Here is a 22,410-nt window from a genome sequence, read left to right as displayed (position 1 = left end):
GCGACCTACCCACCATTTTCACGCCTGCGCGGCGTCCTCCCCAAGGGGACCGGGTGACTTGCAGTTATCGACAGGATATGCCCGACTTGTCCATCGATAAGTGCAAGATCGTCGCGATCTTGGGAGGGGCGTCAGCGGGCGGGAATGCGTTCGAGAACACCGCCAGCGAAGACGTCGTACAGCGGCAGGGTCCGCAGGTGCACGTAGCCGATGTGGCAGTCGCAGGTCGACAACGGGCAGGGGCGCGGCCCGAGCGCCGACCGGTAGGAACCGTCGTAGAGGTTGCCCAGCGGCTCGGCGACGAAGTGGCAGCGCCGGACCGTGCCGTCGCCGGCCACCGAGATCACCGACTCACCGGTACGGCAGGACCGACCGGCCGACAGGTGCGGACGGACGCTGTAGCCGAACAGCGGGTCGATCCCGGTCCACGCCTGCTCCTGCGCCGCGTCGTAGCGGTGCCCGTCGGCGGCGTTCACCCAGAGGTAGACCTCGGCGGGCAGCGCGGTCCGCATCGACCGCGCCGACGCCAGGTGCTCCGGCAGGCCGACCATCCCCACCGAAAACCGGACCCCGAGGGTACGCAGCGCCGCGCACTGCCGCAGGAAACGGTCCGGGTCGACCTGGCCGGGATGGTAGGTGGCCCAGAACGCCAGCCGGCCCAGCGCGGCGGCGCTCGCGTCGGCGAGGAAGTCCAGCCGGGCGGCCAGATTGGTCTGGATCGCGACCCGCCGCACCTGCTGCAGCCCGGCCAGACGCAGCAGCGCACGCCGGTACCACGACCGGGTCAATGCCTCACCCCACGGGGTGAACAGCACCGAGATCCGGTCGCCGTGCGGGTTGCGGCCGGCCCAGTCGACGAAGCGCTTCAGCGCCGCCCGATCGGCCCGCAGCGCCGCCGGGTCGTCGCGCCGCTTGGCGAACGGGCAGTACGGGCAGTCGTAGTTGCAACTGGCCAGCGGCCCCCGGTAGAGGATGCTCAGCTCCCGGGGCCCGGTCACCGGGTCGGCAGGTCTGACTACCGGGTCGGCAGGTCTGATCACCGGGTCGGCAGGTCTGACTACCGGGTCGGCAGGTCTGATCACCGGGTCGGCAGGTCTGATCACCGGGTCGGGCAGGCTGGTCATCGGGTCGGCAGACTGGCCATCGCGGCGCGGACCGGGCCGGAGACCAGCCACGGGCCGATCGCGTCGGAGTAGGCCAGCCCGGAGTCGGTCAGCGCCAACCGGTCGGCGGCCACGGTCAGCCAGCCCCGGTCGACGAGCACCGCCAGCTGCGGAAAGTCATCGGTCGGGTGGCTGGCGAACCGGTCGGCGTAGCCGAGCGGATCGCAGCCGTCCGCGCGCAGCAGCGAGGTGATCAACCACCGCCGGCGTTGCTCGTCGACGTCGAGCCGGTACCCGGCCTCGGCGTGGTCGAAGTCGGACTCCGGCCGGCTGAGATAGTCGTCGATGATCGCCCGTACCTGGCTGACCGAGACCGCGTAGTCGAACGAGTAGTGCAGGTCGGTGGTGTAGGAGCGGGCACCGCAGCCGAGCCCGACCATGCCGTCGTCCTGGCAGGAGTACCCGCCCGTGACGTCGTCCGGCAGCTGCGCCCGGCGGAAGTGCCGCATGGACAGTTGCCGGTAGCCGGCGGCCCGTAGCCGGTCGACGCCCTGCCGGTACAGCGCCAGCCGCTGGTCGTCCCACTGTGGATCGAGCAGGTCTGCCGGGGCGCGTCGGGACAGCCCGGTGAGCGGGCGGACGTACAGCGGATAGAGGAACAACTCCTCGGGTGCCCAGCGCAGCGCCGCCGCCAACGACTGTTCCCAGGTGGTCGGAGTCTGACCGGGGATGCCGTAGATGAGATCGATGTTGAGCTCACCGATCGGCTGGTCGCGGATGGCAACCAGGGCCTGCTCGACCTCGCTGCGCCGCTGCGGGCGGCCGGCGGCGCGCACCTCGGCGTCCAGGAAGCTCTGCACGCCGATGCTGATCCGGCTGGTGCCCCGTTCGCTGAGCACCGCCAGACGATCCGGGGTCGCGGTGGCCGGCGAGGTCTCCACCGCCGTGGGGGTTCCGGTCGGCCGGAACCGGTCGATCAGGTCGAACATCTCGGCCAGCTCGGCCGCGTCCAGGTAGGTCGGGGTGCCGCCGCCGACCGCGACCCGGGCGACCCGGGTGTCGTCGCCGAGCGCGGCGGACACCCGGTCCGCCTGGCGACCCAACTGATCCAGGTACGCGCGCACCTGCCCGGCCGGCGGGTTCGACCGGGTGAACAGGTTGCAGAAACCGCATCGCATCTCGCAGAACGGCAGGTGCAGGTAGAGGAAGAGCGCGTCGCGTCGCTGCCCGGACCAGACGTCACGCAACGCCGGGCGTGGGCGCAGCGGTCGGTACGCGGTCTTGTGCGGGTAGCCGTACAGATATCCCTGGTACGGCGAACCGTCGAGCCCACCGACGCCGGCTGCGGGTGACCCGGGCACGGTCACGGGGATCCGGCGACGTCGGGCCACGACCCCGGGGCGAGCACGAAGTCGGCGTACGGGACCGTCCACACCACCTCGTGGCCGACCCGGTGGCCACTGTGTCCATCCTCGCCGTACGCGGTGCCGTGGTCGGCGCAGAGGATCGTCATGCACGGCCGGTCGCGGGCCGTCATCGTGGCGAAGAGCCGGCCGATGTGCTGGTCGACGTACTCCAGAGCGGCGGCGTGGCTGTCCCGGTTGTCGCGGTCGGCACCGGGCAGGTAGTGCCGGTTCGGCTGGTGCATGGCGGCGACGTTGACGAACAGGAACAACGGCTGATCGGCCGGCACCGCCGGGACGACCTCGGCGATCCGATCCAGTTGGGCCTCGAAGCAGGCCGGTGCGGTCACCCCGAACGTCGGCTCCCAGTGTGCCTCGGTGAACAGGCCGGGCAGGGTCGCTCCCAGCGGCGAGGCCCGGTTGAAGAAGCCGACGCCGCCGACGCAGACGGTGTGGTAACCCTCCTTGCGCAGCGCGGTCACCAGGTCCGGGGCGTCGAATATCCAGGTGTGCTCGTCGGTGGTGGTGGCACCGGGAAACTGCGCGGCGAACAGCCGGGGGTGGCTGCCCGGCTCGGCCGGGGTGGGCAGGAAACCGGCGAAGAACGCCTGGTGCGCGGCGTAGGTGAAGCTGGCCGGGCTGTGCCGACACTGCCACTGACCGTCGGGCAGCACCCGGGCCAGTTGCGGTGTGCGACCGGCGGCGAGCAACTCGGCCGCCACGTCGTAGCGCAGCGTGTCGAGGGTGACGAACAGCAGGTCGTGGCTGCCGATCAGATCCTTCATGCCGACCTCTCCATTGCGGCGGCGGCCCGCCAGGCGGTGAACCGGCCGGTACGCAGGGCGTGCAGTTGGGCAGCGTAGCTGTCCCGCCCGGCGTCGTCGCACACCCCGGGAAGCAGGTCCCCGAAGGCGTTGACCTCCGCCACGGCGTGCCGCCGCCAGTCACTTGCGATCATCAGGTCCACTCCGACGTGCAGGCTGCCGGTGAAGCAGCGGGCCGCGCCCACGCATTCGGCGAGCGCCGCCGGCCAGCGCTGCGGGCCGAGCACGGCGCGTACCGCCGCCGGGTCGCCGCGCCGGTTGCCCAGGTGCAGGTTGGTCACCGGCCCGTCGCTGCTGCGGATCACCACATGGCCGGGCTGACCGGCGATCACCAGCACCCGCAGGTCGAAGACCCGCCCGTGCAGCCCGGCCTTGGGAAACCAACGCTGCACCAGCAACCCGTCCGGCGCCAACCGGTCCACGATAGACGCCACCTCGCGTTCGGTGCGGTAGGCCCGCAGCCGCAGCGAGTTGTATAGCCGTCCATCGTCGGCCGCCTCGACCGAGGTGACCGCCTGCACCCGGTCACCGGCCAGGTGCAGGGCCAGCACGCCGGAGGCAGACGAGCCGTGTACCGGTTTGACGAAGACCCGCGCCCAGCCGGCGGCGGCCAGCGCGGTCCGCAGCGCCGCCCAGTCGGCCGGCGCGTCGTCCAGCGCGGCCGGTTGCGCCACCCCGGCCTGCGCCAGCCGCCGCTGACAGGCACCCTTGTCGAACATCGTGGCGATGTCGGCGGGGTCGTTGAGCAGGGTGGCTCCGGCCCGCTGCGCGGCGACGGTCAGCCGGGCGAGCGCGGCGAGCAGCCCGGCGTACCAGGCGGCACCGCCACTGATCTCGCCGTGGGCCAACGGGCGGTCCGCACCGCGCAGCAGCCGGTCGACCTCGGCGTCCTCACCAGGTGAGTCGATGCGCACCTGCGCGCGATCGGGCAGGCTGACGTCGCCGGCGGCCAACTCCCGCCACGGCAGCACCTGTACCCGCAGGCCAGCGGCGTGCACGGCGGCCCGGAACGAGCCGACCCGCCGGTTGTCCGGGTTGCCGACCACCACCAGCGGCACGGTGTGGCTCATCGGGGGAGGTTAACAACCGGTCATTCGCCGACTGCCACGTACCGGCCCCTGTGCTCATCCTCCTCCTGCTGATCGGTGACGTCGACGTCGACGCCGGGCCACGCGGCCGGCAGCCGGGCCATCATCTCGTCGGACAGGTAGTGCCGGTGCAGGTCGAGCCGGCGCAGGTGGGTCAACGGCTGGCCGTCGAGCAGCGTGGTGGCGCCGTCGTCGCCGAGGGTGCCCAGCGACAGGTCGACAGTGTCCAGTCTGGGCACGACCGCCGCCGTGGCCAGGGCCGCGGCGACCGCGTCGGCGATCTCGGCGTTTCGCAACCCGAGGGTACGCAGGGCGGGCAGCCGGGTGCCGTCGAGGATCGGCGCGAGGTCGTCGACGCCTGTGTCGCGCCCGTAGTCCTCGGTGCCGAGCCACAGTTCGAGGTGGGCGCAGTTCGGCAGGTCGCTGGCGACGATGGCGCGGGTGATGCTGGCCGGCAGCCCACCGGATTCGATGGCGAGCTCACGCAGCCCGGCGTGCTGGACGGCCTGCAACTCCAGCGACATCGCGCCGCGTACCCGCAGCACCTCCAGCGCCGGGTACGCGGCCAGCAGCGGGGTGATGTCGGGCTGCAGGATCCAGGAAATCTCGCACTCGTCGAAGGTCATCTCGCCGAGGAACACGGCCCGCAGGTTCGTCAGCCGGGGCGCGGCGTCGACCAGCACCTGCGCCGGAAACGCCCGGTCCCAGGCATTTCCCCAGTCACCGACGACCAACGCCTGGACGCTCGCCGGGTCGACAGTGTCCAACCAGGTGGTGACCAGTTGGGCGAAGGCATCATCAGGCTGGTCGTCGTCGACGTGCAACCGCCAGGCGACCGGCGCTCCGGCGTGCTCCGGGGCGGTCTGTGGATCGAAGGCGACCACCGGCAGGCCGGCGAAGTGGGCGATGTGCTCGTTGATGGTCATCGAAGGCGCTCCGAGGGCGGCGTGGGCGGCGGACCCGGCACGATAGCAATCCGGTACGACTACCCGCTGCCCGTTGTGCCCTACCGCGACGACTGCGGTTCACCTGGCGGCACGGAGTCGGCCCTTGATGGAAGGGCTGCGGCGATACAGTCGAGGACCCGCTGGAGTCCGGCCCGAAACTGGTCGTCGCGGCTCAGGTGTGGCTGGCGCGCCTGCATCACGATCCTGGTGAAGATCGGGTACTCGCCACTTTTCACCAGCTGGTCGACGTACGGGTGACTCCGCGCCATCCACTCCGACTCGCTTAACCCACTGCGGCGCAGCTCCTTGGCCGAGCTGATCTCCTCGCGGACAGTGCCCTCGATGTAGCCACTCAGCATGGCTATGAGGCCAAGGTTCTCGTCGATGGAGATGAAGGCGTCGAGCACTCCCATCAGTCGTTCGATCAGGAGCAGCTGGTTGGGGCCGAAGCTGGGCAGTGACCGCTGCACGGTGGCCATCCAGGGATGGCTCAGCCACATGGCCCGAAGCCCGTCGGCGTAGCGCGTCAGATCCGTGCGCCAGTCGTCGGAGGGCATCCCCGCGATGTCGATCTCGCCCATCACCTGGTCGGCCATGAGCTCGACAAGGTCGTCTCGGCTCGGGACGTACCGGTAGATGGACATCGCGCCGCCGCCGATCTCAGCGGCGATCCGTCGCATGGTGGCGGCCTCCAGCCCTTCGGCATCGGCGATCCGGATCGCCGCCTCGGTTATCTGCACGCGGCTGTAGACCGGCTTCGGCCCATAGGCCGGACGCTCGGGTCGCATCCAGATGTTCACGTACTCGGCGTCGGCCACCGCTCCACCCTCCTGGTTGCGTACATAGTACCCAGTCTCCTAGAGTGGCCACCATGACCGCGTACAACGTACCCAGTAAGGGGATCGGGGCGGACCCGATCGTGGTCGCCGACGGGCTGCACAAATCGTTCGGCGCCATCCCCGCGTTGCGCGGGCTGGACCTGGCCGTTCCGAGGGGAACGGTCTGCGGCGTACTGGGACCCAACGGGTCCGGGAAGACGACCGCGGTACGTATCCTGGCGACCTTGTCCGATCCCGATGCCGGACACGCCCGCATCGCCGGATACGACGTCGTCCGCGAGGCCAGCAAGGTACGCGAGCGGATCGGACTCGCGGGCCAGTACGCCGCCGTGGACGAAAGGCTCACCGGCCGTGGCAACCTGCGCATGTTCGGGCGCCTATACCACCTGTCCCGCCGCGAGGCGCACCGGCGGGCCGACGAGCTGCTCGGCCGCTTCGGCCTGACGCACGCCGCCGACCGCCTGGTCGCCGGCTACTCCGGTGGCATGCGCCGGCGACTCGACTTGATCACCAGCATCATCCGGCGCCCGGAGGTGCTCTTTCTGGACGAGCCGACCACCGGCCTGGATCCACGTAGCCGTGTCGAGATCTGGGACAGCATCCGCGAACTGGTGGCCGATGGCACCACGGTGCTGCTCACTACCCAATATCTGGACGAGGCCGATCGGCTGGCCGACGACATCGCCGTCATCGACCACGGACAGGTGATCGCCACCGGCGCGCCGGACGAGCTGAAGGCCACGATCGGGGACCACCTCGACGTCACCGTCGAAGACCCCGCAGCGTTACCTGCGGCGGTGACGGTCCTGACCATCCTGACCGGCGCCGAAGCCACGGCGACCGGAGCCGACCGGCTCAGCATCGCGCTGCCCGCCACCGGACTGCGCCTCGCCGACATCGTGCGCGAGCTCGACCACGCCGGAGTCGCCGCCGCCGACGTGAGCCTGCGCCGCCCCACCCTCGACGAGGTGTTCCTGCGCCTCACCGACCACAAGGAGCCCGTCCGATGACCGCCACCACCTCACCGCTGGGTCGCCTGGGCTGGACGCTCGCCGACGGGCTGACCCTGATCGGCCGCGAGTTCGGACGGCTACGGCAGGAGCCCGGCCAGATCATCGCCGCGCTGGTCTTCCCCGCCGTGATGGTGGTGCTGTTCGGCTACGTCCTCGGCAGCGCGATCCAGGTGCCGGGTGGCGGCGACTACCGCGAGTACCTCATGCCCGGCCTGTTCGCGATGGTGACCTTCTCCGCATGGTTGGGGGTCATGACGCGGACGGCCAGCGACGCCGCCCGCGGCGTGATGGACCGATTCCGCTCCATGCCGATGGCACGCCTGGCGGTGCCGATCGGGCAAACCGGCGCCGACGTGCTGACCGGCCTGCTGATACTGGCCATCATGGTGGGTACCGGCCTGCTGGTGGGCTGGCAGCCACACGGCGGCCTGATCCCCACGACTCAGGCTCTCCTGCTGATCATCGTGCTGCGCTATGCGCTGAGCTGGGTGGGCGTCTATGTCGGCCTAACGGTCAAGAACGACCAGGTCGCCGACGCGGCGGTGCCGCTTGGCCTGCCGGTCACGATGCTGTCGAACGCTTTTGTCCCAACCGACGACATGCCAGGCTGGTTGCGCTTCCTGGCGGACTGGAACCCGGTGAGCGCGCTCACCATCGCCTTACGGGAGCTGTTCGGCAACCCGGGCGTCCCCTCGGGAAACGTGGCCTGGCCACTCGCGAATCCGATGACCGCCGTCCTGCTCTGGACGGCCGCCCTGCTGGTGATCTTCGTTCCGCTGTCGTTCCGCGCCTACGTCCGCAGCGGACGCTGAACGCTCCGGGGCATCCGCAGGCCACTTGCACCGCACCTACCCCTGCTGCGGGCTTCGCCTAGAGCGAGCCCAGCGACGGCGCCATCGGGCTGGCGACCCGGTGCTGGAGCAGACGCCCGGCCTCGATCAGCAGGTCGACGAGGCTCACGGCGACGATGACGGCGACCCAGAACTTGGCGGTACGGTCGGCTTCCGGGCTCAGGTAGACGGGCCCGGCGAACAGCACCCAGGTCAGCACGGCGCAGATGGCCAGTCCGAGGAGCATCCCGACGGTACGGGTGACCGGCCGCCACCGCCCGTGAACGGTGACCACGAGATGATGCACCAGTGTGGCGATCAGCAGGGCGAGCACGAGTGGGCCACGGAACTGGGCGAACTCACGGGTGAAGGTGAGGGCCTGCACGGCCTGCGGCGCGGCCCCGAGCTGATCCAGCAGCCAGGCCGCGTTGACCAGCACGACCGTACCAGCGACGTAGAAGGCGAAAGCGGCGATCCGGCCGGACCGGACGACCCGGCCGGCGGTCGATCTGCGCGGCCGCCAGGCGAAGCGGTCCGGCCACCGACGCCGCGCCGAGCCGCCGAGGCCGAACGCCACGACGAGGAATCCGGGCCGCCAGAGCGCCGGCAGACCGTACATCCAATACCAGTCGACGACACCGGTCGCGGACACCGCGCCGAGCAGCCAGATCACCAGTACGCCAGCGACGCTGAGCCGCACGAACCGGCGCGTGTCGGCCTGGTCGACGACGATCGGCGGCTGCCCGTACCTGGCAGCCACCTCGGCGGGGCGACCGAAGGCCCGCAGCCGGGCCACCGGATCGTCGCTGTCGGCCAGTTCGTCGCGCAGCAGCGTCGTCAGTTCGAGAGCCACATCCTTACGCTGCCGGCGCGGCAGCAACCGCGCCACGTCGACGACGTACGCATCGATCAGTTCCTCAGTGGTCAGCATCTACCTGTCCCCCTTCAGCAGTCGGCCCATGGCCTCGTTCATCCCGTACCACGAGTCCTTGAGCCGGACGTACAGTTCTTCACCGGCGGCGCTCAGGCGGTAGTAGCGGCGTGGCTGCCCTTCGGTACGCCACTCGCTGACCAGGACGCCCTGACTCTCCAGCCGCCGCAGCAGTGGGTAGAGCGTCCCCTCCTCGATCGGGAGACCGGATCAGGATTCGTCCGTTTGGTGAGGAGATCGCCCGGACCTACGGGGGTGACACCTTTTCATCGTGATCCCCCTGCGGGATCAAAATCCCTCAGGGGGATCACGATGAAACAGAGTTCAGCTTCTGGCCGGCCGCCACCAGGCCGATGATTCCTGAAGCACCCTGCCGCGTAGCGTCAGCCGCGCAGGCCGTCCACGAAGGAGCGCCAGGCGGTGGCGGGGAAGGCCAGTCGTGGACCGGTCGGGTCGGTGGAGTCGCGGACCGCAACCACCCCGCAGGCCGGGGCGACCTCGACACAGTCACCGTTGGCGTTGCTGCGGCTGCTCTTGCGCCAGCGCAGCTCGGTTGGAGTCGACTCCACGGCACACCCCTATTCGGTAACGATCTGTTCAACCCTTCCGCTACCAGGTTGGCTAGCACTTCACGCCGGGTCCTCGACGTAGCGCCGACAAACGACCGAGGCGGCTATGTCAGTCTGCGGTATGGGCGGCCGAAGGCGTACGCCGTCAAGTCCCGCGCAGTGAAGCGCTCGTTGATCATTATCGACACGGCTACGGACGCGACGTGGTCACGGACCGATACGACAACGAATCATGCGGCTCGCGCTGCCCCAATCCGGCGAGGTGACCTGGCCGGGTAGCGTCAGCTAGCGCAAGCTATCCACGAAGGATCGCCAAATGGCGGCGGGGAAGGCGAGCACCGGGCCAGTCGGATCGGTGGAGTCGCGGACCGCGACCACCTCACCGGCCGACGCGGCCTCGACGCAGTTCCCGTTGGCGTTGCTGCGGCTGCTCTTGCACCACCGCAGCGGTTCGGTCGGGTCGCCTGCCGAGCAAACAGGTATCGCGGAGATGGAAGCTGCCGGTAGACCGGTCATTGTCACGGCTGGAGGTCGAAGCGGCCCGTATGAGCGCCGACGAGGAACGCCTTCCATCCATCACGGTCGAAGATCAGCACCGGACCGTTCTGCTCCTTGCTGTCGCGTACGGCGACAACCCCGTCGTAGCTCGGCACGTCGGTCGCGACCTCGACGCAGTTGTTGCTGTTGTTGCTGCGGATAGACTTGCGCCACACCGCTCCGGTCAGGTCATACATCTCCGGTCAGCTCCTTAGCTGTCTGCTCAATCATGTCCCTGGACGCGGGTTGATCCAGGGCACTCTCGCTGATGCTGGTCAACGCTCGACCGAACCGGGCAACCTCGCTCGGCGCCTCGAACCAGAGACCTCCCAACAGGACGTCTGAGTACACCACCGGTGACTCGATGTCGTCGGGGAACCGCAGGATCACGAAGCTGCCGGACACCAATCCGTCGTGGAGTCCGGCCGCGAAGGGCAGCACACGCAGCGTGATGTTCGGCCGCTCGCTGCTGGTCGCAAGGTGCCGAAGCTGTTCGATCATCACCGCAGGCCCACCCACCACCTGCCGAAGCACCGCTTCACTCAACACGGCGTCCAACCGAACAGGGTCCGTGCGGGTGAGAATCTCCTGTCGGCGTAGCCGCATCCGGACCCGTCGCTCGACCTCGTCGGCGTCGCGCTCCCGGTTGTCCGGGACGCTGACCAGCGCGCGAGCGTACCGCTCAGTCTGCAACAGGCCGGGCACGAGCTGCGACTCGAAGGTGTCGATCTCGCTCGCGTCCTGCTCCAGACCGATGTACGAGTCAAAGTTCGTCTGCACCAGCAGGTCGTGGTAGGGCTGGTACCAACCCTTGATCTTGGTCGTCTCGGCAAGTTGCACCAGCGCCTCGCGGGTAGGTGCGTCGACCTCGTACAGCTCGCATAGGCCGTGAATGTCCTGCTTGATCCGGATGCGGACCCCAGGCTTGCCGGTCTCCATCCGGTAGAGGGTCGAGGGCACCCGCTCGATGTACTCGGCCGCTGCCTCCTGTGTGATGGCCTTGGCTTCGCGCAGCTCAGTCAGCAGGCGTCCGAGCCTCCTGCGCGCGGCCATCGAGCCTGAGCCGTCAGGCCCGGCGACGTTCCTCCTTGCAGGCATTCACCCCTCCCACCCTGCAGCTTAGTCGTTCCACATGAAGCCCTTACCACGGTCCAACCTAGACGATCTACGCCGAAGCCCGTTCGCCACGGTATACGAGCATCACATCCCTTGTCACGAGGACATGATCCGCACACCATGTTCCGAAACCCTGTTTTTGCAGTATTGCGGTTTAGGGTTCGGTGGTGTTGACTGACATCCATAGCGCTCGACACCCTGCAACTCCAGGGCACGGTCAGCCCCGATCTGCCAAGGGGGTCGGTAGCCGACACGTCGAGCTCTCCAACCAGTGCACACGGGGTACCCGCCGAAGGCGCAGCGCCTGCGGTCGATCGCAGAACATAAGCCGCAAATATGAAGCGACGGTCAGACGAACATGTGATCCCCAGCGAAGACAACGTGGAGGAAGTCATGAACGACACTTCGCCGCCCGAGCAGTTCCTGCTGATCGAGCCGGTCGACCCGGCGGACGGAGCGCCGGAGTTTCCGGCCGTCGGCTGGGGTCTGGAGTACGCCGACGAGGCGTTGGTCTACTTCCGGCACCCGCAGCGGGAGATCCGTGAGGTCGGCGTCTTCCGCACCGTCGAGGACGCCTGGGATTTCTACCTGCAATGGGGCGAGCTGGAGCTGGTCCGCCCCGGCGAGCCGGGCTGGCCGGCGACGCCCGCCCAGCCCACACCACCACCCGCCCAAGTCGCAACCGACCGGCAAGGCGACGACGAGTCAGGTCTCGACGACACGTGGGGGCTGCTGTGGCGGGCCAGTCAGCGCCCCGGCGTCGAGCTGGCCCAGCTCCTGCCCGGCAGTCGGCTCAGCTGACGCCGGCGACGTCCATCGCCCGCAGCTCCTTCTTCAGCTCGGAGATCTCGTCGCGGATCCGGGCGGCCAGCTCGAACTGCAGCTCGCGGGCCGCATTGAGCATCTGGTCGTTGAGCTCCTGGATCAGCTGGGCCAGGTCGGCGCGGGCCATCCCGGCGCTGGACGGGGTGGTGGTGCCCCGACCCCTGCTGCGGGTCTCCGGCACCGGGCCCTTGCCCCGGGACATCTGCCGGCCGGAGCCGCCGACCGACCGACCGGCGAGCGCGCCGTCGGTGTCCTCGGCCTCCTTGTAGATGTCGTCGAGGATGTCGTGGATCTTCTTACGCAGCGGCTCCGGCGAGATGCCGTGCGCCTCGTTGTACGCCACCTGCTTGGCCCGGCGCCGGGTCGTCTCGTCGATCGCGGCGGCCATCGACGGGGTCATCTTGTCGGCGTACATATGGACCTCGCCGGAGACGTTACGAGCGGCCCGGCCGATGGTCTGGATCAACGACCGACCGCTGCGCAGGAAGCCCTCCTTGTCGGCGTCGAGAATCGCCACCAGCGACACCTCGGGCAGGTCGAGACCCTCGCGCAGCAGGTTGATGCCGATCAGTACGTCGTACTCGCCCTTGCGCAGCTCGCGCAGCAGCTCGACCCGGCGCAACGTGTCGACCTCGGAGTGCAGGTAACGCACCCGGATGCCGTGCTCCAGCAGATAGTCGGTGAGGTCCTCGGCCATCTTCTTGGTCAGCGTGGTGACCAGCACCCGCTCGTCGCGGTCGGTGCGCAGCCGGATCTCGTGCATCAGGTCGTCGATCTGTCCCTTGGTCGGCTTGACCAGCACCTGCGGGTCGACCAGCCCGGTGGGGCGGATCACCTGCTCGACGAACTCGCCGGCGGCGTGCTCCATCTCCCACGGCCCCGGGGTGGCGGACAGGAACACCATCTGGCCGACCCGCTCCAGGAACTCGTCGAAGCGCAGTGGCCGGTTGTCGGCGGCGCTGGGCAGCCGGAACCCGTGGTCGATCAGCATTCGTTTGCGCGACGCGTCGCCCTCGAACATGCCGCCGATCTGCGGGATCGTCACGTGCGACTCGTCGATCACGGTGACGAAGTCGTCCGGGAAGTAGTCCAGCAGGGTGTGCGGCGGGCTGCCGTAGCCGCGCCCGTCGATGTGCATCGAGTAGTTCTCGATGCCGGAGCAGAAGCCGACCTGGCGCATCATCTCGATGTCGTAGGTGGTGCGCATCCGCAGCCGCTGCGCTTCGAGGAGCTTGCCCTGCCGCTCCAGCTCGGCCAGGCGCTCGGTCAACTCGGCCTCGATGTCGCCGATCGCCCGCTCCATCCGGGCCGGCCCGGCGGCGTAGTGGGTGGCTGGGAAGATCAGCAGCTGGTCGACCTCGCGGACCACGTCGCCGGTCAGTGGGTGCAGATAGTAGAGCTTCTCGATCTCGTCGCCGAAGAACTCGATCCGGACCGCCAACTCCTCGTACGCCGGGATGATCTCCAGGGTGTCGCCGCGGACCCGGAAGGTGCCCCGGTTGAAGGCCAGGTCGTTGCGGGCGTACTGGATCTCGACCAGTTGACGCAGCAGCGAGTCACGGTCCTGCTCGGCACCGGTGGCGACCTTGACCGCGCGTTCCAGATATTCCTGGGGGGTGCCCAGGCCGTAGATCGCCGACACGGTCGCGACCACGATCACGTCCCGGCGGGTCAGCAGCGACATGGTCGCCGAGTGCCGCAGCCGCTCCACCTCCTCGTTGATCGAGGAGTCCTTCTCGATGTAGGTGTCGGTCTGCGGGATGTACGCCTCGGGCTGGTAGTAGTCGTAGTAGGAGACGAAATACTCCACCGCGTTGTGCGGCATCAGCTCGCGGAACTCCTTGGCGAGCTGGGCGCAGAGGGTCTTGTTCGGGGCCATCACCAGGGTGGGTCGCTGCAGCCGCTCGACCAGCCAGGCGGTGGTGGCGCTCTTACCGGTGCCGGTCGCGCCGAGCAGCACGGTGTGGCGATCGCCCCGACGCACCCGACGCTCAAGCTCGTCGATGGCCCCCGGCTGGTCGCCGGCCGGGGAGTAGTCGCTGACGACCTGGAAGCGGCCGTCGAGTCGCGGGATGTCGAGCGCCATGCCACCAACGTACGCCGAGGGTCCGACAACCCACGCCCGGTCGCCGATCAGCTTCGATATTGTCATTGTGTGGGCTGCCACACCCGCGATACCGTGACGGGGTAGGCCGCTCGCGGCGGCCGCGCGGACCACCGGCAGCGCCCACACCGGCGCGCCGGAAGTCCAAATGTTCGGGTAGCTGCCCCGGCGCCAGCCGGCGAGCGCATCCGAAGTTGTCACGCCCTGCGTGACCCGGCCGCCGCGAGCGCCCCACCTACCGCCAGGTCACCTCGCCGCTGTCCGTCACGGCTGCTGCCAGCCAGTCTCCTCGATCCACCGCAGCAGACGCGGCCAGGCCTGGTCGAACCAGGGCTCCTTCGCCACCGCGTACTCCCGGGTCGTCGGCGCGGCGGCGGCGATCCGCCGCTTGACGGCCAGATAGTCGGCCCGCTCCCGTTCGTCGGCCCGCAGGTGGTCGCGGAAGGCCAACGCGTAGCGCCATCCGGGCGAGCCGCCGACCCGTACGTGCAGGTTGACCGCGCGGCCGGGGTCGGCGTTGCGGTGCAGCCGTTTCGGCCAGCGCGCCTCCGTCGACGCACCGTCCTGGCCCGGTTTCGGACTGTCCGACCGACCGCCGGGCAGCCGGGGGAACCCGGCGGCGGCCAGCGCGGCGGCGCACCCGTCGGCGTCGTCGAGGGAGTCGACCGTGAGCTGGACGTCGATGACGTCCTTGGCGGGCAGCCCCGGCACTGCAGTGGAGCCGACGTGGTCGACGCGGCGGTCCGCGCCGACAGCGTGCCGGATACGGGCGGCGATGCGGTCGAACTGTGCCGGCCAGGTCGGGTCCGGCTCGGCGAGCGCGGCCAGCGGCGGTCGCGGCGCGGGGCGGCCGGCGCGCAGGTTCGCCTCGTACGGCACCAACCGGTCGCGCCAGAGCCGGTCGACGACGGCGGTGAGGTCGTCGCGGCTGCCGTCGTTGTCCAGCAGCACGTCGGCGGCGGCGGCCCGTTGGGCGTCGTCGGCCTGGGCCCGGATCCGGGCCTGCGCGGCGTCGCGGGACATGCCCCGGTCGCGGGTCAGCCGGTCGATGCGCAGCCGCTCGGCCGCGGACACCACGACCACCAGGTGGTACGCCGGGGCGAGCCCGGTCTCCACCAGCAGCGGTACGTCGTTGACCACGACCGCGTCGGCCGGGGCGGCGGCGGTCAGTTCGACGGTACGGCGGCGTACCCGCGGGTGCACGATGGCTTCCAGTCGGGTCCGGGCGTCCGGGTTGGCGAAGACCCGGGCGCCGAGCGCCGGCCGGTCCAGGGAGCCGTCGGCGGCGAGCACCTCCGGGCCGAAGGTCGCGACCACCTCGGCCAGCCCGTCGGTGCCGACGGCGACGACCTCCCGGGCGAGCAGGTCGGCGTCGACGATCAGCGCGCCGCTCGTGGCCAGCCGGGTGGCGACCGCGCTCTTGCCGGCGCCGATCCCGCCGGTCAGTCCCACCTTCAGCATGCCGACAGTCAACCGGAACCGCTCCGCCGGGGCGGCGTCGGGGTGTGCCGGTGAAGCGCCAGGCAGCCCCGGCCGTGCCAAGCCTCAAACGGCGACGACGCAGAAGAAAGGTCCCGCCGGGGCGAACCCCGGCGGGACCTGGTGCTGCTCAGTTGGTGCTGGTCAGCTCTTGCCGCCCGCGAGCTTCTCGCGCAGTGCGGCGAGCGCCTCGTCGGTGGCGAGGGTGCCGATCGGCTCCTCTCCACCGGACCGCGACGGGGTCGAGCTGGAGGAGGAGGTCGCCCCACCACTGCTGCTGCCGCCGGTCGAGGCGGCTACCGGCGGAGCCGGGTTGGCAGCGGCGTCGGCGTCGGCCGCGCGGGCCGTCTGGACCTGCTTGGTGTGCGCCTCCCAGCGGGTGCGAGCCTCGGCGTACTGCTGCTCCCAGGTCTCCCGCTGCTTGTCGAAGCCCTCGAGCCACTCCCCGGTCTCCGGGTCGAAGCCGTCCGGGTAGATGTAGTTGCCCTCGTTGTCGTAGGTCGCGGCCATGCCGTAGAGGGTCGGGTCGAAGTGGTCCTCACCCTCGACGAAGCCCTCGTTGGCCTGCTTGAGCGACAGCGAGATCCGCCGACGCTCCAGGTCGATGTCGATGACCTTGACCATGACGTCGGAGCCGACCTGAACGACCTGCTCGGGGATCTCCACGTGCCGCTCGGCCAGCTCGGAGATGTGCACCAGGCCTTCGATGCCGTCGTCGACGCGAACGAACGCGCCGAACGGCACCAGCTTGGTCACCTTGCCGGGCACGATCTGCTGGATCGCGTGGGTCCGGGCGAACTGGCGCCACGGGTCTTCCTGGGTCGCCTTGAGCGACAGCGAGACCCGCTCGCGGTCCAGGTCGACGTCGAGGACCTCGACCTCGACCTCCTGGCCCACCTCGACCACCTCGGACGGGTGGTCGATGTGCTTCCAGGACAGCTCGGAGACGTGCACCAGACCATCCACCCCGCCGAGGTCGACGAAGGCACCGAAGTTGACGATCGAGGAGACGACGCCCTTGCGGACCTGGCCCTTCTGCAGCTTGTTGAGGAACTCGGTGCGCACCTCGGACTGTGTCTGCTCCAGCCAGGCCCGGCGGGACAGGACCACGTTGTTGCGGTTCTTGTCCAGCTCGATGATCTTGGCTTCCAGCTCGCGGCCGACGTACGGCTGCAGGTCGCGTACGCGCCGCATCTCGACCAGCGAGGCGGGCAGGAAGCCCCGCAGCCCGATGTCCAGGATGAGGCCGCCCTTGACCACCTCGATGACCGAGCCGCGCACGACCCCGTCCTCGTCCTTGATCTTTTCGATCGTGCCCCACGCGCGCTCGTACTGCGCACGCTTCTTCGACAGGATCAGCCGGCCTTCCTTGTCCTCCTTCTGCAGGACAAGGGCTTCGATGTGATCGCCAACCGAAACAACGTCGGCAGGGTCCACGTCGTGCTTGATCGACAACTCGCGCGAGGGAATGACGCCCTCGGTCTTGTAGCCGATGTCGAGCAGGACCTCGTCCCGGTCGACCTTGACGACGGTACCTTCCACGATGTCGCCGTCGTTGAAGTACTTGATGGTCTCGTCGATAGCGGCGAGGAATGCTTCCTCGCTGCCGAGGTCGTCGACGGTGACCTTGGGGGCGCTCGAGGTGGCCTCGATGCTGCTCGTCATGTGGGCGGTTGCTCCGGATCGGATGGGTGTCACTGCTGGTTTGTCGTCGCGGTGACCTGGCGTGGCTCACGGATCCGCCGGCGGGCACACCGCGACGATGACGTCGTCGTCACCGACCGTGACCGAGGGGATCATCGACCGCCGCTGCCATCATCGGATGTAACCGCCGACCGCGGACCTGCTCCCTGCCGAGGCACACGATCCGCGAGCGCGCCATCTAGCCTACCGCTTGCATTACCACAGCGTGCAAGCCCTCCCGGTAGCTATCCGATCGCCACATCCGGGGGCCCGGCGAAAACGGGCCCTCAGGCGGGGATTCGCCGGCAGTCCCCGGCCACATGTGAGCGAGATCACATCACATCAATGGGTCATCAACCCTAGCACGCCACCCCTGGTCACGCTCCCACGCGGACCGGGAGGTTACCCTCCCCGCCGTGAACACCGCCGCAGCCGCGTACGACGACGGGCCGAGCACGGACGCACCCAGAGTGACCAGACACGCGGTCACCGACGACGAGGCCCGCCAGGCGAACCGCCGCTGGTGGGACACCGACGCCGACGACTACCAGGCCGAGCACGGCGACTTCCTCGGCGACGCCGACCTGCGCTGGTGTCCGGAAGGCCTGTTGGAGGCCGACGCCGGGCTGCTCGGCGACGTCGCCGGCCGGCGGGTTCTGGAGCTGGGCTGCGGCGCCGCCGGCGGCAGCCGCTGGCTGGCCGGCCAGGGCGCCGACTGCGTCGCCCTGGACCTGTCCGCCGGCATGCTGCGCCAGGCTGAAGCCGGGGCCGACCGCACCGGCGTACGGGTGCCGCTGATCCAGGCCGACGCGCTCGCCCTGCCGTTCGCCGACGACGCCTTCGACACGGTCTGGACCGCGTTCGGCGCGGTGCCGTTCGTCGCCGACTCGGCCGCCGCGATGCGCGAGGTGCACCGGGTGCTGCGCCCCGGCGGACGCTGGGTCTTCTCCGTCACCCACCCGATGCGCTGGATCTTCCTTGACGACCCGGGTGAACCCGGGCTGGTCGCGGTGCACTCCTACTTCGACCGCCGGCCGTACGTGGAGACCGACGACGACGGGGTGCCCAGCTACGTCGAGCAGCACCGCACCGTCGGCGACCGGGTCCGCGAACTCGTCGGCGCCGGTTTCGTCCTGCGCGACATCGTCGAGCCGCCCTGGCCGGACGGGCATGAGCAGATCTGGGGGCAGTGGAGTCCGCTGCGTGGCCGGCTGTTCCCCGGCACCGCCATCTTCGTCGCCGACAGGCCCACCGACGCAGGCGAACTCGCCGACAGGCCCGGCGACGCGCCGCCGGCAGCCAACGGGGCGGCCGCGGCGGCGGTACGCTGACCGGGTGAGCGCCGAGCCGATCCACCCTGCCGCAGCGCCGCCTGGCGGGGCGTGGAGCGCAGCAGCACCGTGGCAGCCGGACCCGGTCCGGCAGCGGTTGGCTGACTACAGCATCGAAGACGTCCTCGCCCTGCCCGCCGACGCCCCCCGCGTCGAACTCCTCGACGGAGTCGTCACCGTGGTTCCCTCCCCCACCCTCGGCCATCAGAGCATCGCCAGTCTGCTGTGGCTGTGGCTGCATCGACACATGCCGGACGGCTACCGGGCCACCCAGGCGGTCGGGGTCGCGGTCGGGCCACGCAACACCTACGAGCCGGATGTGCTGGTGCACCGCGCCGAGGGCGGCAGCGGCGACCGGCACTACCTCACCCCGGACGAGGTGCTGCTGGTCGTCGAGGTGGTCTCCCCGGCGACCCGGCGCCGGGACCGGTTCGACAAGCCGGCCGGGTACGCCGCCGTCGGCATCGGCCACTACTGGCGCGTCGAGCAGGACCCGGTGCGGATCTACGCGTACCGGCTCGGCGACCGGCCCGGTGCCAGCGGCGAGCGGGAGTACGCCCTCGTCGCGCAGACCGCCGACCTGCTCGAACTCGACACCCCGTTCCCGGTGAAGCTGCCGATCGGCGAGATCACCCCGTAGACCGTGCCCGCCGTGCGGTTTGCCGACCAGCCGGTGGGTAACCGCGCGGCATGGCGAGAAACAATCGGCCCCGCGAGGGCGACCGCCCCGAACAGCGCCCCGGCCAGCCGGTCGAACACCCGCGCCCGGGTGACCGGGTCAACTGGCGCAGCCACGGAGTGACCGTGCCCGGCACGGTGGAAGAAGAGATCACCTCCCGGCGGCAGGCCGCCGGCCGTACGGTGGTCGCCGACCCCGAGCACCCGCAGTACCGGGTCCGCAGCGACAAGTCGGGCCGCGACGCGGTCCACAAGCCGCAGGCGCTGCGCCGTGACACGTGAACCCACCATGACCCGACAGAGCGGTCACCGGACCGACCGCAGTCGCGACGACGCCGCGCAGGCGTACCGGGCGTTCGTCGAGGCGGTCAACATGAGCCCGGACGAGTTGACGAGATGGCTGCGCACCCCGGAGTCGAAGGCCGCCGGGCAGCACAACGACGGCGGCGAGTCGGTCGGGCATGCCTCCGGCCGACGGATCGTCAGCCTGCTGCGGACCAGGCGGGAGGCGCTGTCCGACGACGACTACGCGCACATGCGCAAGGTCGTCGGGTACGTACACCGGCATCTGGCCCAACGCCCGTCCGGCGACGTCACCGACACCCGGTGGCGGCACTCGCTGATGAACTGGGGCCACGATCCGCTGCAGGGGTGAGCATCCCGCCGGGTCGCCCCGGGTCAGGCGACGGTGGCCAGGTAGACGGTGTTCGCCGAGGTGCCGCCCTGCAACGGGTTGGCGAAGCTGACCACCTCGGCGCGGGCGGTGGCAAAGACGTCGGCGAGCCCGGCAACGAACTCGTCCTCCGGCGGGTCGTTCGACCAGAGCGCGAAGACCCCGCCGGGATGCAGGTGCGCCGCCAGCTGACGCAGCCCGGCCGGCTGGTAGAAGTCGGCATGCCCGGGGTGCAGCAGGTGGCGGGGCGAGTGGTCGATGTCGACGATGATCGCGTGGAACCGCCGCCCGGGTTCGACCGGGTCCAACCCGGCGGGTTGTCCGGCCAGGGCGAAGAAGTCGCCGTGCAGCAGCTGGCACCGCGGATCTGCGGCCAGCCGCAGCCCGGCCGGCACCAGGCCACGCCGGTGCCAGTCGATGACCGCGTCGATGGCGTCCACCACGATCAGCGACCGCACCGAGGAATAGTCCAGCACGGTCGTGGCGGTGTAGCCGAGGCCCAGCCCACCGACCACCACGTCAAGGTCGGCAGGCACCGCGTCGGTGTCGGCGCGCACCGCGTCGAGGGCCAGCCGGGCCAGCTCCTCCTCGGCGACGGTGAACAGGCTGGACATCAGGAACTCGTCGCCAAGTTTCACCTCGTACACGTCGCGGTCGACCGTCGGGTCGTGCCGTCGCCGCAGGCTGATCTCCCCCATCGGGGTCTCCCGCCAGTCCAGTTCGGCGAAACGTGCCGGCATCGCAACCTCCCGGTCGGTGTGGGCCGAGGTCACTGGGCGTCGGCGAGCAGCGGTTCGAGCACCAGGTCAGGGTCGCGGTTGCGGACGGTCGACAGCCGCCACTTGTCCGGGAACAGCGCCAGCAGCTCCCCGTCGCGGACCCGGGTCATCACCTCGACGCCGGGTGCGGCGTTGAGCGCGGCCGCGCTGGCCGCGTCGGTCCGCCGCGCCAACGTGTACGGCAGATGGTCGATCGCGGTCGGCACGCCGAACTCGGCGGCCAGCCGGTGGGTGGCGACCTCGAACTGCATCGGCCCGACCGCCGCCAGCACCGGGGACTGCTCCCCGCGACGGTCCGAGCGCAGCACCTGCACCACGCCCTCACCGTCGAGCTGCTCGATCCCCCGACGGAACCGCTTGAACTTCGACGAATCCGTCGCCCGGATCGCCACGAAATGCTCCGGGGCGAACGACGGCAACGGCGGGAACGTCACCGCCGGGCCGGCGGCGTACAGGCTGTCGCCGATCCCCAACGCGGTCGCGTTGACCAGACCGACCACGTCACCCGGGAAAGCCTCGTCGATGGTGTCCCGGTCGCGGCCGAACACCTGCTGGGCGTACTTGGTGGCGAACGGGCGGCCGGTGCCCGCGTGGGTGACCACCATGCCGCGTTCGAACCGACCCGAACACACCCGGACGAACGCCACCTGGTCGCGATGCGCCGGGTTCATGTTGGCCTGGGTCTTGAACACGAAACCCGAGAACGGGGCGTCCAGCGGGCGCGGACTGCCGGTGGTGTCCGGCCGGGCCGCCGGTGCCGGCGCGGTGTCCACCAGCACGTCGAGCAGCTGACGCACCCCGGCGTTGGTGACCGCCGCGCCGAACAGCACCGGAGTCGTCGCCGCCGCCACGAACGCCGCCGAGTCGTGGACGGCACCGGTCGCGGTCAGCAGGTCCAGCTCCTCGACCGCCCGCACCCAGTCCTCGCCGTACCGGGCCGCGGCGGCGTCCGCCGGCAACTCCTCCTCGATCACCGCGGTCGCCCCACCGGGCGTACGGGTGAACGCCACCATCTCGCCGGTGCGCTGATCGGCCACCCCGTGGAACTGGCCCGCCACCCCCACCGGCCAGGTCAACGGGGTACACCGCAACCCGATCCGCTGCTCGACCTCGTCCAACAACTCGAGGGCTTCCAACCCCGGGCGGTCCCACTTGTTGATGAACGTGATCACCGGCACCCGGCGGTGTCGACACACCTCGAACAGCTTCAACGTCTGCGGTTCCAGGCCCTTCGCCGCGTCGAGCAGCATCACCGCGCAGTCGACCGCCGTCAACACCCGGTAGGTGTCCTCGGAGAAGTCCGCGTGCCCCGGCGTGTCGACCAGATTGATCACCACGTCGCGGTAGGTGAACTGCAGAGCGGCCGAGGTGATCGAGATCCCCCGCTGCTGCTCCATCGCCATCCAGTCCGACACCACGCCGCGGCGGTCACCCTTGCCGTGCACCGCACCGGCGGAGTTGATCGCCCGGGCGTGCAACGCCAGCGCCTCGGTGATCGTCGACTTGCCCGCGTCCGGATGCGAGATCACCGCGAAGGTACGCCGCCGGGCCGCCTCGGTGGCGACGTCGTTCGCGGCGCTGGCACTGGTCGAGATCACAGACACCTCGGAACCCTAACGCAGCGGGAGGCTTCGCCCGGTCGGTGGCCTACCGCTGCG

General features: G+C 70.0%; 22 protein-coding genes and 2 pseudogenes. 7 read left to right on the top strand and 17 right to left on the bottom strand.

The annotated features are described in order from the left end of the window. Positions 1-131: 131 nt before the first annotated feature. The 6 genes from ACFHVL_RS20040 to ACFHVL_RS20015 all read right to left on the bottom strand — a co-directional run bounded on the left by ACFHVL_RS20040 (position 132) and on the right by ACFHVL_RS20015 (position 6,183). Complete coding sequence (locus tag ACFHVL_RS20040; RefSeq protein WP_416629749.1) at positions 132-1,124, bottom strand: STM4011 family radical SAM protein; 993 nt, start codon at positions 1,122-1,124, stop codon at positions 132-134. Beyond that, entirely contained in the window at positions 1,121-2,464 is a 1,344-nt protein-coding gene (locus ACFHVL_RS20035) for an STM4012 family radical SAM protein (protein ID WP_416629747.1), read from the bottom strand. Before ACFHVL_RS20035 ends, ACFHVL_RS20040 begins: the two co-directional genes overlap by 4 nt. Positions 2,465-2,466: 2 nt before the next feature. After that, a complete protein-coding gene (locus ACFHVL_RS20030) occupies positions 2,467-3,291 on the bottom strand; it encodes an STM4013/SEN3800 family hydrolase (RefSeq protein ID WP_416629745.1) in 825 nt (274 codons plus the stop codon). Next, complete coding sequence (locus tag ACFHVL_RS20025; protein WP_416629744.1) at positions 3,288-4,400, bottom strand: STM4014 family protein; 1,113 nt, start codon at positions 4,398-4,400, stop codon at positions 3,288-3,290. The genes ACFHVL_RS20030 and ACFHVL_RS20025 overlap by 4 nt, the downstream gene beginning before the upstream one ends. Positions 4,401-4,420: 20 nt before the next feature. Beyond that, positions 4,421-5,344, bottom strand: a complete 924-nt coding sequence (locus ACFHVL_RS20020; RefSeq protein ID WP_416629743.1) for an STM4015 family protein — start codon at positions 5,342-5,344, stop codon at positions 4,421-4,423. 80 nt (positions 5,345-5,424) lie between these two features. Then, entirely contained in the window at positions 5,425-6,183 is a 759-nt protein-coding gene (locus ACFHVL_RS20015; RefSeq protein WP_416629742.1) for a TetR/AcrR family transcriptional regulator, read from the bottom strand. A 53-nt stretch (positions 6,184-6,236) separates the two neighbouring features. On the opposite strand from ACFHVL_RS20015, the gene ACFHVL_RS20010 reads away from it, so the two are divergent. Then, on the top strand, positions 6,237-7,214 hold the full coding sequence (locus ACFHVL_RS20010; RefSeq protein ID WP_416629740.1) for an ATP-binding cassette domain-containing protein: 978 nt from the start codon (positions 6,237-6,239) through the stop codon (positions 7,212-7,214). Continuing rightward, positions 7,211-8,029: an ABC transporter permease gene (locus tag ACFHVL_RS20005; protein ID WP_416629738.1), complete on the top strand. Its 819-nt coding sequence runs from the start codon at positions 7,211-7,213 to the stop codon at positions 8,027-8,029. Before ACFHVL_RS20010 ends, ACFHVL_RS20005 begins: the two co-directional genes overlap by 4 nt. 58 nt (positions 8,030-8,087) lie before the next feature. On the opposite strand, the gene ACFHVL_RS20000 is transcribed toward ACFHVL_RS20005, so the two are convergent. From ACFHVL_RS20000 to ACFHVL_RS19975, 6 genes are all read right to left on the bottom strand, one after another. After that, on the bottom strand, positions 8,088-8,978 hold the full coding sequence (locus ACFHVL_RS20000) for a hypothetical protein (RefSeq protein WP_416629736.1): 891 nt from the start codon (positions 8,976-8,978) through the stop codon (positions 8,088-8,090). Further along, positions 8,979-9,176, bottom strand: coding sequence for a PadR family transcriptional regulator (locus tag ACFHVL_RS19995; RefSeq protein ID WP_416629756.1), 198 nt, complete (start codon positions 9,174-9,176; stop codon positions 8,979-8,981). It abuts the gene before it with no gap. A gap of 185 nt (positions 9,177-9,361) precedes the next feature. Next, entirely contained in the window at positions 9,362-9,547 is a 186-nt protein-coding gene (locus tag ACFHVL_RS19990; RefSeq protein ID WP_416629735.1) for a DUF397 domain-containing protein, read from the bottom strand. Between the two features lie 285 nt (positions 9,548-9,832). After that, on the bottom strand, positions 9,833-10,063 hold the full coding sequence (locus ACFHVL_RS19985) for a DUF397 domain-containing protein (RefSeq protein ID WP_416629754.1): 231 nt from the start codon (positions 10,061-10,063) through the stop codon (positions 9,833-9,835). A gap of 2 nt (positions 10,064-10,065) precedes the next feature. Further along, positions 10,066-10,281 carry a DUF397 domain-containing protein gene (locus ACFHVL_RS19980; RefSeq protein ID WP_416629734.1) on the bottom strand — a complete coding sequence of 72 codons (216 nt, stop codon included), beginning with the start codon at positions 10,279-10,281 and terminating at the stop codon, positions 10,066-10,068. Then, on the bottom strand, positions 10,274-11,182 hold the full coding sequence (locus ACFHVL_RS19975) for a helix-turn-helix domain-containing protein (protein ID WP_416629733.1): 909 nt from the start codon (positions 11,180-11,182) through the stop codon (positions 10,274-10,276). The genes ACFHVL_RS19980 and ACFHVL_RS19975 overlap by 8 nt, the downstream gene beginning before the upstream one ends. 411 nt (positions 11,183-11,593) lie before the next feature. Here ACFHVL_RS19975 and ACFHVL_RS19970 point away from each other — a divergent pair, with 411 nt between their 5' ends. After that, positions 11,594-12,001 carry a hypothetical protein gene (locus ACFHVL_RS19970; protein ID WP_416629731.1) on the top strand — a complete coding sequence of 136 codons (408 nt, stop codon included), beginning with the start codon at positions 11,594-11,596 and terminating at the stop codon, positions 11,999-12,001. Here ACFHVL_RS19970 and uvrB read toward each other — a convergent pair. The 3 genes from uvrB to rpsA form a co-directional block, all read right to left on the bottom strand. After that, positions 11,994-14,111, bottom strand: a complete 2,118-nt coding sequence (uvrB, locus tag ACFHVL_RS19965) for an excinuclease ABC subunit UvrB (protein WP_416629730.1) — start codon at positions 14,109-14,111, stop codon at positions 11,994-11,996. The two genes, ACFHVL_RS19970 and uvrB, sit on opposite strands and share 8 nt — an antisense overlap. Positions 14,112-14,393: 282 nt before the next feature. After that, positions 14,394-15,590, bottom strand: coding sequence for a dephospho-CoA kinase (gene coaE / locus ACFHVL_RS19960; RefSeq protein ID WP_416629728.1), 1,197 nt, complete (start codon positions 15,588-15,590; stop codon positions 14,394-14,396). Between the two features lie 162 nt (positions 15,591-15,752). After that, positions 15,753-17,273: a 30S ribosomal protein S1 gene (gene rpsA, locus ACFHVL_RS19955; RefSeq protein WP_416629727.1), complete on the bottom strand. Its 1,521-nt coding sequence runs from the start codon at positions 17,271-17,273 to the stop codon at positions 15,753-15,755. A gap of 434 nt (positions 17,274-17,707) precedes the next feature. Here rpsA and ACFHVL_RS19950 point away from each other — a divergent pair. The 4 genes and pseudogenes from ACFHVL_RS19950 to ACFHVL_RS19935 form a co-directional block, all read left to right on the top strand. After that, positions 17,708-18,541, top strand: a pseudogene (locus tag ACFHVL_RS19950) (class I SAM-dependent methyltransferase); the annotation flags it as partial. An 85-nt stretch (positions 18,542-18,626) separates the two neighbouring features. Further along, positions 18,627-19,262 (top strand): Uma2 family endonuclease, encoded by a 636-nt coding sequence (locus ACFHVL_RS19945; RefSeq protein ID WP_416629726.1) that lies wholly within the window; start codon positions 18,627-18,629, stop codon positions 19,260-19,262. Between the two features lie 50 nt (positions 19,263-19,312). Further along, positions 19,313-19,582, top strand: coding sequence for a DUF2945 domain-containing protein (locus ACFHVL_RS19940; RefSeq protein ID WP_416629725.1), 270 nt, complete (start codon positions 19,313-19,315; stop codon positions 19,580-19,582). 7 nt (positions 19,583-19,589) lie between these two features. Continuing rightward, positions 19,590-19,952 (top strand): annotated as a pseudogene (locus tag ACFHVL_RS19935) (DUF3140 domain-containing protein); the annotation flags it as partial. Positions 19,953-19,978: 26 nt separating this feature from the next. On the opposite strand, the gene ACFHVL_RS19930 reads toward ACFHVL_RS19935, so the two are convergent. Both ACFHVL_RS19930 and ACFHVL_RS19925 read right to left on the bottom strand, forming a co-directional pair. After that, on the bottom strand, positions 19,979-20,713 hold the full coding sequence (locus tag ACFHVL_RS19930; RefSeq protein ID WP_416629724.1) for a spermidine synthase: 735 nt from the start codon (positions 20,711-20,713) through the stop codon (positions 19,979-19,981). A 29-nt stretch (positions 20,714-20,742) separates the two neighbouring features. Beyond that, complete coding sequence (locus ACFHVL_RS19925; protein ID WP_416629723.1) at positions 20,743-22,356, bottom strand: peptide chain release factor 3; 1,614 nt, start codon at positions 22,354-22,356, stop codon at positions 20,743-20,745. Positions 22,357-22,410 lie beyond the last annotated feature (54 nt).

The organism is Micromonospora sp. LOL_023 (genome assembly GCF_048060115.1).
Classification (GTDB): Bacteria; Actinomycetota; Actinomycetes; order Mycobacteriales; family Micromonosporaceae; genus Micromonospora_E.
This window is presented reverse-complemented; position numbering and strand designations above follow the sequence as displayed.

What these genes read in the sequence shown, in the direction of transcription:
- ACFHVL_RS20010 (WP_416629740.1), top strand. Translation starts at nt 6,237, where the DNA reads ATGACCGCGTACAACGTACCCAGTAAGGGGATCGGGGCGGACCCGATC.
- ACFHVL_RS19970 (WP_416629731.1), top strand. Translation starts at nt 11,594, where the DNA reads ATGAACGACACTTCGCCGCCCGAGCAGTTCCTGCTGATCGAGCCGGTC.
- ACFHVL_RS19980 (WP_416629734.1), bottom strand. Translation starts at nt 10,281, where the DNA reads ATGTATGACCTGACCGGAGCGGTGTGGCGCAAGTCTATCCGCAGCAAC.
- ACFHVL_RS19985 (WP_416629754.1), bottom strand. Translation starts at nt 10,063, where the DNA reads ATGACCGGTCTACCGGCAGCTTCCATCTCCGCGATACCTGTTTGCTCG.
- ACFHVL_RS20030 (WP_416629745.1), bottom strand. Translation starts at nt 3,291, where the DNA reads ATGAAGGATCTGATCGGCAGCCACGACCTGCTGTTCGTCACCCTCGAC.
- ACFHVL_RS20020 (WP_416629743.1), bottom strand. Translation starts at nt 5,344, where the DNA reads ATGACCATCAACGAGCACATCGCCCACTTCGCCGGCCTGCCGGTGGTC.
- coaE (WP_416629728.1), bottom strand. Translation starts at nt 15,590, where the DNA reads ATGCTGAAGGTGGGACTGACCGGCGGGATCGGCGCCGGCAAGAGCGCG.
- ACFHVL_RS19975 (WP_416629733.1), bottom strand. Translation starts at nt 11,182, where the DNA reads ATGCCTGCAAGGAGGAACGTCGCCGGGCCTGACGGCTCAGGCTCGATG.
- uvrB (WP_416629730.1), bottom strand. Translation starts at nt 14,111, where the DNA reads ATGGCGCTCGACATCCCGCGACTCGACGGCCGCTTCCAGGTCGTCAGC.
- ACFHVL_RS20000 (WP_416629736.1), bottom strand. Translation starts at nt 8,978, where the DNA reads ATGCTGACCACTGAGGAACTGATCGATGCGTACGTCGTCGACGTGGCG.
- rpsA (WP_416629727.1), bottom strand. Translation starts at nt 17,273, where the DNA reads ATGACGAGCAGCATCGAGGCCACCTCGAGCGCCCCCAAGGTCACCGTC.
- ACFHVL_RS19940 (WP_416629725.1), top strand. Translation starts at nt 19,313, where the DNA reads ATGGCGAGAAACAATCGGCCCCGCGAGGGCGACCGCCCCGAACAGCGC.
- ACFHVL_RS20005 (WP_416629738.1), top strand. Translation starts at nt 7,211, where the DNA reads ATGACCGCCACCACCTCACCGCTGGGTCGCCTGGGCTGGACGCTCGCC.
- ACFHVL_RS20040 (WP_416629749.1), bottom strand. Translation starts at nt 1,124, where the DNA reads ATGACCAGCCTGCCCGACCCGGTGATCAGACCTGCCGACCCGGTGATC.
- ACFHVL_RS19930 (WP_416629724.1), bottom strand. Translation starts at nt 20,713, where the DNA reads ATGCCGGCACGTTTCGCCGAACTGGACTGGCGGGAGACCCCGATGGGG.
- ACFHVL_RS20025 (WP_416629744.1), bottom strand. Translation starts at nt 4,400, where the DNA reads ATGAGCCACACCGTGCCGCTGGTGGTGGTCGGCAACCCGGACAACCGG.